General features: G+C 37.4%; 18 protein-coding genes and 1 pseudogene. 4 read left to right on the forward strand and 15 right to left on the reverse strand.

Annotated elements, in window-relative coordinates; all coding sequences use genetic code 11:
* Positions 1 to 287: 287 nt before the first annotated feature.
* From I2F23_RS13065 to I2F23_RS13120, 12 genes and pseudogenes are all read right to left on the reverse strand, one after another.
* Positions 288 to 584, reverse strand: a complete 297-nt coding sequence (locus I2F23_RS13065; protein ID WP_195773019.1) for a DNA-binding protein — start codon at positions 582 to 584, stop codon at positions 288 to 290.
* Between the two features lie 8 nt (positions 585 to 592).
* Positions 593 to 805, reverse strand: coding sequence for a hypothetical protein (locus I2F23_RS13070; RefSeq protein ID WP_195773020.1), 213 nt, complete (start codon positions 803 to 805; stop codon positions 593 to 595).
* Positions 798 to 1,061 carry a hypothetical protein gene (locus tag I2F23_RS13075; protein ID WP_195773021.1) on the reverse strand — a complete coding sequence of 88 codons (264 nt, stop codon included), beginning with the start codon at positions 1,059 to 1,061 and terminating at the stop codon, positions 798 to 800. Before I2F23_RS13075 ends, I2F23_RS13070 begins: the two co-directional genes overlap by 8 nt.
* A 15-nt stretch (positions 1,062 to 1,076) precedes the next feature.
* Complete coding sequence (locus tag I2F23_RS13080; RefSeq protein ID WP_195773022.1) at positions 1,077 to 1,400, reverse strand: hypothetical protein; 324 nt, start codon at positions 1,398 to 1,400, stop codon at positions 1,077 to 1,079.
* The gene (locus I2F23_RS13085; RefSeq protein WP_195773023.1) at positions 1,400 to 1,654 is read right to left on the reverse strand and encodes a DUF551 domain-containing protein; all 255 of its coding nucleotides are present in this window, start codon (positions 1,652 to 1,654) and stop codon (positions 1,400 to 1,402) included. Before I2F23_RS13085 ends, I2F23_RS13080 begins: the two co-directional genes overlap by 1 nt.
* Entirely contained in the window at positions 1,647 to 2,162 is a 516-nt protein-coding gene (locus I2F23_RS13090) for a hypothetical protein (protein WP_195773024.1), read from the reverse strand. Before I2F23_RS13090 ends, I2F23_RS13085 begins: the two co-directional genes overlap by 8 nt.
* Before the next feature lie 23 nt (positions 2,163 to 2,185).
* Positions 2,186 to 2,572, reverse strand: a pseudogene (gene ssb / locus I2F23_RS13095) (single-stranded DNA-binding protein); the annotation flags it as partial.
* Positions 2,560 to 2,892, reverse strand: coding sequence for a hypothetical protein (locus tag I2F23_RS13100; RefSeq protein ID WP_195773025.1), 333 nt, complete (start codon positions 2,890 to 2,892; stop codon positions 2,560 to 2,562). The gene I2F23_RS13100 and the pseudogene ssb, both read right to left, overlap by 13 nt.
* A 90-nt stretch (positions 2,893 to 2,982) precedes the next feature.
* Positions 2,983 to 3,642: a hypothetical protein gene (locus I2F23_RS13105; RefSeq protein ID WP_195773026.1), complete on the reverse strand. Its 660-nt coding sequence runs from the start codon at positions 3,640 to 3,642 to the stop codon at positions 2,983 to 2,985.
* A complete protein-coding gene (locus I2F23_RS13110) occupies positions 3,639 to 4,340 on the reverse strand; it encodes an ERF family protein (protein WP_195773027.1) in 702 nt (233 codons plus the stop codon). Before I2F23_RS13110 ends, I2F23_RS13105 begins: the two co-directional genes overlap by 4 nt.
* A 22-nt stretch (positions 4,341 to 4,362) precedes the next feature.
* Positions 4,363 to 4,767, reverse strand: coding sequence for a hypothetical protein (locus I2F23_RS13115; protein WP_195773028.1), 405 nt, complete (start codon positions 4,765 to 4,767; stop codon positions 4,363 to 4,365).
* Complete coding sequence (locus I2F23_RS13120) at positions 4,767 to 4,979, reverse strand: hypothetical protein (protein WP_213014733.1); 213 nt, start codon at positions 4,977 to 4,979, stop codon at positions 4,767 to 4,769. Before I2F23_RS13120 ends, I2F23_RS13115 begins: the two co-directional genes overlap by 1 nt.
* 150 nt (positions 4,980 to 5,129) lie before the next feature.
* Here I2F23_RS13120 and I2F23_RS13125 point away from each other — a divergent pair, with 150 nt between their 5' ends.
* A complete protein-coding gene (locus I2F23_RS13125; RefSeq protein WP_195773030.1) occupies positions 5,130 to 5,432 on the forward strand; it encodes a hypothetical protein in 303 nt (100 codons plus the stop codon).
* Here I2F23_RS13125 and I2F23_RS13130 read toward each other — a convergent pair.
* The 3 genes from I2F23_RS13130 to I2F23_RS13140 all read right to left on the reverse strand — a co-directional run bounded on the left by I2F23_RS13130 (position 5,429) and on the right by I2F23_RS13140 (position 7,057).
* Entirely contained in the window at positions 5,429 to 5,620 is a 192-nt protein-coding gene (locus I2F23_RS13130; RefSeq protein WP_195773031.1) for a hypothetical protein, read from the reverse strand. The two genes, I2F23_RS13125 and I2F23_RS13130, sit on opposite strands and share 4 nt — an antisense overlap.
* A gap of 466 nt (positions 5,621 to 6,086) precedes the next feature.
* Entirely contained in the window at positions 6,087 to 6,305 is a 219-nt protein-coding gene (locus I2F23_RS13135) for a hypothetical protein (protein ID WP_195773032.1), read from the reverse strand.
* 14 nt (positions 6,306 to 6,319) lie between these two features.
* Positions 6,320 to 7,057, reverse strand: a complete 738-nt coding sequence (locus I2F23_RS13140; protein WP_195773033.1) for a LexA family transcriptional regulator — start codon at positions 7,055 to 7,057, stop codon at positions 6,320 to 6,322.
* Positions 7,058 to 7,190: 133 nt separating this feature from the next.
* Between I2F23_RS13140 and I2F23_RS13145 the strand changes: the two genes are divergently transcribed.
* The 3 genes from I2F23_RS13145 to I2F23_RS13155 all read left to right on the forward strand — a co-directional run.
* The gene (locus I2F23_RS13145) at positions 7,191 to 7,427 is read left to right on the forward strand and encodes a hypothetical protein (protein ID WP_195773034.1); all 237 of its coding nucleotides are present in this window, start codon (positions 7,191 to 7,193) and stop codon (positions 7,425 to 7,427) included.
* 33 nt (positions 7,428 to 7,460) lie between these two features.
* Positions 7,461 to 8,126, forward strand: coding sequence for a phage antirepressor KilAC domain-containing protein (locus tag I2F23_RS13150; RefSeq protein WP_195773035.1), 666 nt, complete (start codon positions 7,461 to 7,463; stop codon positions 8,124 to 8,126).
* Positions 8,126 to 8,855: replication protein (locus I2F23_RS13155; protein ID WP_195773036.1), on the forward strand; the 730-nt coding region annotated here is incomplete at its 3' end. The genes I2F23_RS13150 and I2F23_RS13155, both read left to right, overlap by 1 nt.

Below are 8,855 nucleotides of genomic sequence, written 5' to 3' on the forward strand. Positions count from 1 at the left end.
ATTAAAAAAGGGCTTACAAGTCATTGAAATTGCTTGTAAACCCTTGTTTTATATTGGTAGGCATATCCAGATTTGAACTGGAGACCTCTACGATGTCAAGGATTAAAACATTTATTTAAAAACAATTACTTATGTGTAATTGACACAATTATTGACACGCTATAATTTTATAATTTTTTTGTAAAACTAGATATTTACTATGACACACGAAATTTAATAAAGCAATTTACCCGAGACCCATGCATTTTGACCGTACAGGTCTCGGAGGATTTCAAAAAACATATGGTTTAATTTTTTCTTTTTGCTCCACTTGTCTTCTGCCTAACTTTAGGATTTAAAATCTCATCAGCAATTTTAATGTTGTACAGACCTTTGCCATTTGATCCTTGATTAAACTGGGCTAGTTTTCTTCTGATTGTCTGAACACTCAAATTGTATTTCAATGCAAGTTGAGAAGCAGATACTAATTCCTCATCCACCTTTTTCATTTCAGTAATGATTACACCACCGCCAATATCATCACCAAGCATGAAGCGAGGAGGAATAGGTCCTTCAACAGTTATTACACACTTAAATGCACCCATCATTCACCTCACGCATACCGATAACTAACGTTATTACATTTCTTCACCCAAGGTTTGAAGCGTTGCTTATAACAGTCTTTGCAATTCGCTTCTAAGCTATAGGTACCATCTTTTTTAATATAACCAGTGCCGTAGAAAAACTCTTTCGTGGTAGGGAAATACTCGCCACAGTGAATACATTGTTTTTCTGTGCCGAGTTCTGTTTGTATGTATTTAGCCATTATTTTCTTCTAACTCCTCTAAATACTCACTAACCAGCGCACCGCTTATTTCTTCCTGAGCAAGACAAGCAAAATCCCAAAGCATCAGCTCAGTTGGGTGTTGAGAGTCATATAGGTTTCCATGTTTCTCTCTATTATGTTCATAGCCCATTATTCTGTAAAAAGCTTCTGCAAGATTGTGTGTTTGGTCTACAATTTCTTGAGCTGTTCTTGGATTATCTTGCTCAACCTCTGCACATTGAATATTACTCGCCATTTTTACACCCCATATCTACCAGTTAAACCAAACTATAGGTTCACACTTCACATTTAATTCTGCTTGCTCTTTGTACAAATCATATATTGTTGTTTCTACAGTACAGCCGTTTTCATCATCATGAATCTTTGTTAGCTTAGCTACATAGTCGCTATCGACTTGCAATATAATAAGTTGATCTTTAAAGGCTTCATCACTTTCAAAGTCGCCACCAAGATCATCACCAACTAATTCCTTGTAATATTCAAGAACATCATCTTTAGACTTTGCAACATAAATCGCATCATCATTATTTAAGAAAAGTTTATAGCCGTTTATTTCAATATTTTTGATTTCCATCACTTCACCTCATTAATTGCTTTATCAAACCCACCATCTGCAATAAAGCTGTCTATGAGGTTTTTTGGTTTTGGTGGCTCTACTTGAGGTCGCCAATGAGTTATTAGGTCAGATCTTAATGCTTCACCAGTAAGAACATCTATAAAGCCAAACACCTTATCTTTTTCAGCACAAGCAATAGTATCCAAGATAAAAACTAAAACCTTTTCACCATCATCAGGCAACTGATCTTTAACGCTTATCCATTCACTCATGGTCTTTCTCCAGTGCTTCGATCATGGCTTTTTCTTCTGATCTATATGCCTTTTGAATATCAACTGTACTTTCAATAATTGAATCAATGTATGGTGCATACCAAATTTCAAACCATCCTGCGCCTCCTGCATGATGTTGGGCTTGTTCTACGGTTTCAAACCAATGAAATTTACTATGCTTTGTGCCATAACCATGTGTATACCAAAACTTCATACAGTTTCCGATTGGTAGCCTTGTATCGCGAATATAATACCCACCTTTTCTAGCGGGTAATTTAGGCACCAAAACAAACTCACCACTTTCAAGTTTTTCGAGCTTTTGTTTTAGCGCAACAATTTCGGCTTGTTTTGATTTAGCGCCATCAAGAAAAATATTATAAGCAAGGTGTGTATCGTCATTTTCATAGGGGTTGTCATAACCATCGCCCCAATATTGATCAAGGCACATCCCCATTTTGTGAGCCATTTCCTCAAACGCTTCTTGTACTTCTTTCTCTAAATCAGTCATTCCCAAAGCTCCTAACGTCCGTATCCATAGCCCTGACTAGGGTTGCCATAGTTATTGTTCTGCTGACCATCTTGACGCTGACTATCTAGCATCTGCATTTGATCGCCCCGAATCTCAGTCGTGTATTGTGTCTGACCGTTTTGATCAGTCCACTGACGAGTGCGAAGAGAACCTTCGATGTAGACCTTTGAACCTTTACGCAAATACTGCTGTGCTATTTCACCAAGGCGATTGTTTAGAACGATACGATGCCATTCAGTATTTTCTTTACGCTCACCAGTGTTTTTATCTACCCAATTTTCACTCGTTGCGATAGAGAACTGAGTAACCGATCCACCATTAGGGAAAGTCTTAGTTTCAGGATCTTTGCCCAACGTCCCGACAAGAATTACTTTATTTACGCCACGCATTCTTTTTCTTCCTTTTTACCAAAGTCATTCTCTTGAAAGAAAAACTGAATTGATTCACAGATTCCTTTTAGCCATTTCAATTCACGTGATGATTGTGTTCTTGCAAATCTATTAACCAGTGAACAGTTATGTACTTCAGCAAGATAATTCTCAATATCTTGGTGTCCGTGAGCACCCCAGTAACTTGTCCAAGCACTATCCCAACAGCGAATGGTTACTTGTGATTGGTCATCTCCATACCAATCAATAAAAACATCAATAGGATCTACACCTTTTTGAGCAGGGATTCTATGAATGCGAGTTTGTTTTACTGTGTTCATCTTCTTATTCCAAAAACAATGTAGGTATAGCAAGCGACACATCGACCTTCTGTGTCACATTCCATAAGCTCTTTACAGTGAAAGCAGTATTCACGCTGCATGTTTTTTCTTGCTCAATTCCTGACTAAGCTCTGCATAGTATTTTTGACAAAGCGGTATTTTCTGTTTGATCTTTTCAATCATGCTTTCATCACGCTTGATGGTGACAGTCGTTAATCGTTCATCTAATGGAATTGCTTCAACCATGTGAACGAGTTGATCTATGTCATCCCAATCATTTAAAAGCTCAGCAGGGCAAGGGAATAACCAAAAATCAACATGAGCTACTTCACAGTCGTAAAGCCACATATAGCCTTGCATTTGCCAGTCATAACCCGCTTTTTTAACTTTCTCTAAAGCTTCATCTTCAAAGAATGGGTGAGAGCCAATATCCCAAGTACACTTTGTATCAATGATCAATTTTCGCTTTTGATCTAGCACATCACACTCACCAGTAATGAGTTCATTTTGAACACGGCCAACATGCTTTTGATATTTACGAAAGCGCATATTTCCTGAAAGTTGAATTGCTTGATCTTCTAAGCTATTACCTTTGATGGTGTACTTATTTCCAGTAAATGAACGAAAGCCGAATTGATCTTCTTTCACCATGCTTCGGATAGAGGACTTAGCTTTATCACTAAGTACAGCATCTTTTTTCTTAGGCTCACCGATTAGATCGGCAAGTCCTGAGCATCTGAATAGTTTCATAGCGCTTCCACCTGAGCTTTTTGTTCATTGGTAAGCGTGTACTCACTAAGTAAGTCATCTTTGGTTATATCTTTGGATCTAATCGCATCCAATGCATTATTAAATCGTGCAGGTTTTATTTTAGGTCGGATCGTTTTAGCATTAGCTGTAAATCCATCACTATCATCACCAGTTGCAATATTTAGGAGAGAGCAAATGGAGTAACGTTTTCCATAAGTAATGGTTGAGCCTACTTGTTGAACAGAGCTTTTTGCACCTGAGTTATCAAGCGGTAAAATTAGTTCGTTATGTGCTGAGTGACCATCACGATGACGTAAAATACAAAATATTTTAATCTGACTTGCATTTTCCTGCTTATGTTGGAAGCTGACAGAAAATCCATATGTAGCCAATATTGGGCGAACAATTTCAATGATTGAGCCTAGCGAAGCATACTTAACAGAAAACTCACCACCTGATTTTGTCTGAATTTTAGACTCAGAAGATTTTGCAATCACAGGGATTTCATTCGACATCATTGCAAAGTCACGGTTAAATGCCATTTCTGCTTGTTTTGCTAAAACACGCTCTTGCATATCAAGCATTTTTTCAATGACAGCCATATCAGGATTAGCACTTGATAAAACTTTCTCAACGAGACCGAACAGTTGATTCTCTTGAGAAGCTATAGGTTTTTGAATTTCTACTGGTGCGTTCATCATATTCTCCCGAAGGCAGCAATTAAGCTGCCCACTCCATAAGTTCTTCTACTTTTCTTTCTTCAAAATAGCTTTCAAGAAAATCATTAAGTACTTTTTCTTGCTTATCTGTCAGACCAATCGACATACCTTCTACTGCATAACAATCAACAACTTGTTCAACACGAGCAGGGGTGTGTGTATCCACAACAAGAGAGTCAAAATCCACATCAGTTTCATTTTGAGGATCGTTTGTTTTGTTCCAAGCCACAAAGCTAGAGCTGTCTTTAGCCTCGATAACTAAAGCGATGAAATCATCAGGAGTGTTTGGCTTAACAAGAGAGAAATAAACTTTGTTGCCTTCTACTTGGATTTCCTCAGCATCAACTTCCATTTCTTGAAACACAGGAAGATAAAGCTGTTCAAAGTTAGAGTTCATAACATTCATTAGAAATTCACTCCCAAAAACACAGCGATAGAAACCAAAATAGAGAAGGCCGTTAGAGTTTTAGCATCCTCAATCAGACGCTTTTTAAATAACTTCTTGTTTTGATTGCGGATTAACTTTTTAACTAATCCTTGTTGATTTGCTAGATTGTTCTGTTGCATAATTACCTCGGAATTTGTTCCAAAGCCCATGTTTGATTTCGACGTCTGCATGGGCTTTTTGTTTTCTGGATGAAATAATAATAACAATGTTATTAATATTGTTCAATAGTAATGTTATTAATAATTGCAAAATAAAATTATTTTTTTAATAATAATGCTGTTAAAAAGCCCCGCATAGTGCAGGGCTGAATGGAGTTTGTTATGACACAAGAGCAAAAATATAACTTAGCGTTAGCTCTAATTTCTCAGGGCGTGACTAATCTTAATGATGTACAGAATTTTATTGATGGATTGGACTTAAATCACGAGAAAGTATCAGCAAAGGGTTCGGCATGGGTAGGATCGGAAGATAAATCAGATGGTGGTATCCATTTTGACAAAGAAGTAAAAATGACTATCAGTTGCCCTAAAGAGCATCATTTAAACATTTTAAACCTTGTCCAAAAATACTCTTTAGACAAGGGGTTGGGTGAAGTTGAGATTGAGAAAAGCTGGGTGATCTAATATGGAAGTCTAACTCTAACATTACCCACAGGGTTACTTTTACGCTTGATTTCGCTCTTCACCTCTTTAAGAGAATCATTGTAAGTCTTAACCCAATCATAGCTTGAGGTTGGGTTTAGTTTAGAGTTGTTAGCAAACTTGGCTTTGGTTATTTCTAAGGCTATTGCTTCTATCGTTGCATCATTCATTATTTTCTCCGCCCGATCTGTTGTATGGACTGTGTCGGGTGCACAGTTTGATTTTGTTGTAATGGTTGTGTATTTTTAAAATAGAGTGAGGGGTGATGACGACCATCACCCCTCGGATTTATACAAACCAAGAGCAGATTGCAATTAGTGCGTAAAGGTTGATTTTTACTTTTAATTTAAAACCTGTCTTAGTTTGTAACGTCAATGAAAACATGGCATTTACCTTGTAATTCACTGGCGAGCGCTCACCAATTAAAGTCGGTGAATTTATATAGCGATTTGCCAACCGCTTGCCCTTAAAGTGTGCGCACACTGTCGGGGCGGCAGCTTCCTATTAAAAACTGACATCCGTCCTACTCCCAGAGCAGTGTTTTTAATAGTTCACCTTTAGCGGAGTATCAATCCGCAATTCGAGATTGATAGTCTCGAATACCTTAAGCCTCAAGCATTCGTGTTTGGGGCTTATTTATTCACCGAAAGCAACTAAACTGTTGCTACACATTTGCCTAGCTTTATCTTCTGCTGAAATATTTTCACTACTTAATCTTGGATAAGAACCAATATCTTTATAGTATTGAACACCCTTATCAACACATTGATAGTATTGGTTATTATAGTCATCACCATCATTGCTACTACATCCAGCCAAAACCAGTACAGCAACCCCTAAAGCTAAATTTTTCATAAACCCTCTGTTTTTTATTGATCAATATGCCTACTTGGTGGAATTATCTCAATAACAGGAACAACTGACTCAACCTCATTCATATCAAAAGTACTTCTTTCGCTACTATTGATTGATAGTAAGTGTAAAACTGAGCCAATAACGCCTATATATTCTTTTATCACTCGATCACCATTTTTTAATGCTACTTCAACAAATTCAGTAACATGAGGTGTTGCCTGTGGGTCACATACAAAGAACCAACCATTTCTAATCACTGGATACATTGAGTTACCTGTGCCTTGAATAGCGTAGGCATCTTTACTTGCATCTAAAGATGGAACATAGCCATGATTTTCATGGTTAACCTCTTCAGACTCCAGTTTACGGTAATATCCATTCTCGTCCATCTTTTCAAAGGCTTTAACTGATACGAGGCGACCACTTCTTTCTGTATTCGGGCGTTCAACATGATGAACTCTGCCAGCTCTATCAACAACAGATTGTAATTCTTCTGCTAAATCGGGACTTATCTCGCTTGGAGAAACGTTGAAATAAGAAGATAGCTTAATGAGAGCATCTAGGTTCAAAGGGGTTCTACCATTTAAATATGCACTAAAAGCTCCTTGGGTAGACCAACCACAACCATCTGCAACATCTTCTTGAGATACCTTACGGTTATTTGCTTTCTCTTTGTCTTTAAATTCCATCCACACCTTTTTAAGACGCTCAGCATCCGCTTGTCGTTCTTGTGATATTTGACGTTTTGTCATGGTGCACATTCTTTTTAAGCCTTTGATACTTACATAATAATAACGCTGTTATTAAACTACAAATAACAATGTTATTGCAAGCTATTAATAGTGATGTTATTATTTTATAGTTTTTAATAGTAAAGTTAGTGAAATGAAAACAGTACCGTTAATCTCATTGATAGACAGCCAAGGGAGGCAAGCAGTTGCCGACAAGATTGGTTGTCACCTAACACTGGTAAACCAAGTTATCTCAAAAAAGAGAGAGGTTTATGCAGTTGTTGATGAAAGTGGAGATGTAATTGACCACTGCTATGAAGTGCGAGATTTTCCAAATAAGAAGATTTCAAATGCCAAGAAAAAGAAAACCTCAGTTGCTACCAACAACTGAGGTTTGTTGTTCAAAACTTATGGAGCAATGAACATGAATATGATTACACAATTTAATCACAACCAAAAGAGCATGACAAGTCCAGAGATTTCAGACTTACTTCAGTCACGTCATGATGTCGTGAAGAAATCTATTGATCGCCTTGTTGAACGTAATGTAATTGTCCAACCACCAATGGTGGATGAACAATTTAAGGATTCGATGGGAAGAATTCGAACAACTCAGGTTTATGTATTCACAGGTGAGCAAGGAAAGTTAGACAGCATCACCGTTGTCGCACAGCTTTGCCCTGAATTTACAGCAGCACTTGTAAAACGTTGGTACGAACTAGAAAACCAACAACAACTCCCACAGTCATTTGCTGAAGCACTTCAACTCGCAGCAGACCAAGCGAAACAACTTGAACTGCAAGCACCTAAAGTTAATTTCTACGACAAATTAGCAGATCGAACCACCTTGATGAATGCAACTCAAGTCGCTCAAAAAATTAAGATGTCTGCCCAGAAGCTCAATAAGATTTTAGACACGCTCAATGTCTACAGTCATGCCGTGAAGCGTGGTCGTGTATTTAAGCAATGGTTTATAGATCAGGGCTATGGAGAGCTGAAAGAGACAGATTTAGGCTACTCACAAGCAATGTTCACGACAAAGGGTGAGCAATGGGTATTTGAGCAATTAACGAATGAGGGCATCATTTAATGAGTTTTATTCCTAATTCTTTTCAGCTACCCAATGCTTTTGTTGATGAAGCAATGAGTCGTTTAAGCCCAACAGCTAATATGCTTTATATCGTGATTGTTCGTAAGACTCGTGGTTGGCAAAAGAACGAAGATGCAATTTCTTTAAGTCAATTTGAAAAGATTACAGGCCTATCTCGTAAGACTGTGATCAAGGCTTTAAACGAATTAATTTCTTATGGATTTGTTGAAGAATATGAGCAAAAAAATGCAAAAGCGCCTAAATCTTACTCTCTAAACACTAGTGTATTTTCTACACTAGTAGAATCTCCACTAGTGGAAAATTTACACCCCACTAGTGGAGAAATTCCACCAGTTACTAGTGGAAAAATTCCACACACAAAAACAACTACAAAAACAACTAATACAAAAACAATAGATATATGTAGTGAACCTGCTAAAAAAACTCGTTCAGTCTCTGAGAAATCTAAGAAGTTTTCATTTGAAAAATCACTCTTAAAACTTGGAGCAAACAAACAGTTCGTATCTGAATTCATGGAAGTACGAAAAGCGAAACGTGCAGTCGATTCAGAAACCGCATTTAAGCGTTTTATCTCTGAACAACAAAAATCAGGTAAGTCACTTGATGAAGTCCTAGAACTCTGCATTGTGAACTCTTGGAAAAGTTTTAATGCATCGTGGAATCAACCACCAGTTGCTAAACAACAACCCGAAGCACCTAAAAGACGTT

It is taken from the genome of Acinetobacter pollinis, assembly GCF_015627175.1.
Lineage (GTDB): Bacteria > Pseudomonadota > Gammaproteobacteria > Pseudomonadales > Moraxellaceae > Acinetobacter > Acinetobacter pollinis.

Bases quoted from the DNA above. Each gene is read 5' to 3' on its own strand.
- I2F23_RS13065 (WP_195773019.1), bottom strand. From the start codon at position 584: ATGGGTGCATTTAAGTGTGTAATAACTGTTGAAGGACCTATTCCTCCT.
- I2F23_RS13070 (WP_195773020.1), bottom strand. From the start codon at position 805: ATGGCTAAATACATACAAACAGAACTCGGCACAGAAAAACAATGTATT.
- I2F23_RS13075 (WP_195773021.1), bottom strand. From the start codon at position 1,061: ATGGCGAGTAATATTCAATGTGCAGAGGTTGAGCAAGATAATCCAAGA.
- I2F23_RS13080 (WP_195773022.1), bottom strand. From the start codon at position 1,400: ATGGAAATCAAAAATATTGAAATAAACGGCTATAAACTTTTCTTAAAT.
- I2F23_RS13085 (WP_195773023.1), bottom strand. From the start codon at position 1,654: ATGAGTGAATGGATAAGCGTTAAAGATCAGTTGCCTGATGATGGTGAA.
- I2F23_RS13090 (WP_195773024.1), bottom strand. From the start codon at position 2,162: ATGACTGATTTAGAGAAAGAAGTACAAGAAGCGTTTGAGGAAATGGCT.
- I2F23_RS13100 (WP_195773025.1), bottom strand. From the start codon at position 2,892: ATGAACACAGTAAAACAAACTCGCATTCATAGAATCCCTGCTCAAAAA.
- I2F23_RS13105 (WP_195773026.1), bottom strand. From the start codon at position 3,642: ATGAAACTATTCAGATGCTCAGGACTTGCCGATCTAATCGGTGAGCCT.
- I2F23_RS13110 (WP_195773027.1), bottom strand. From the start codon at position 4,340: ATGAACGCACCAGTAGAAATTCAAAAACCTATAGCTTCTCAAGAGAAT.
- I2F23_RS13115 (WP_195773028.1), bottom strand. From the start codon at position 4,767: ATGAATGTTATGAACTCTAACTTTGAACAGCTTTATCTTCCTGTGTTT.
- I2F23_RS13120 (WP_213014733.1), bottom strand. From the start codon at position 4,979: ATGCAGACGTCGAAATCAAACATGGGCTTTGGAACAAATTCCGAGGTA.
- I2F23_RS13125 (WP_195773030.1), top strand. From the start codon at position 5,130: ATGACACAAGAGCAAAAATATAACTTAGCGTTAGCTCTAATTTCTCAG.
- I2F23_RS13130 (WP_195773031.1), bottom strand. From the start codon at position 5,620: ATGAATGATGCAACGATAGAAGCAATAGCCTTAGAAATAACCAAAGCC.
- I2F23_RS13135 (WP_195773032.1), bottom strand. From the start codon at position 6,305: ATGAAAAATTTAGCTTTAGGGGTTGCTGTACTGGTTTTGGCTGGATGT.
- I2F23_RS13140 (WP_195773033.1), bottom strand. From the start codon at position 7,057: ATGACAAAACGTCAAATATCACAAGAACGACAAGCGGATGCTGAGCGT.
- I2F23_RS13145 (WP_195773034.1), top strand. From the start codon at position 7,191: ATGAAAACAGTACCGTTAATCTCATTGATAGACAGCCAAGGGAGGCAA.
- I2F23_RS13150 (WP_195773035.1), top strand. From the start codon at position 7,461: ATGAATATGATTACACAATTTAATCACAACCAAAAGAGCATGACAAGT.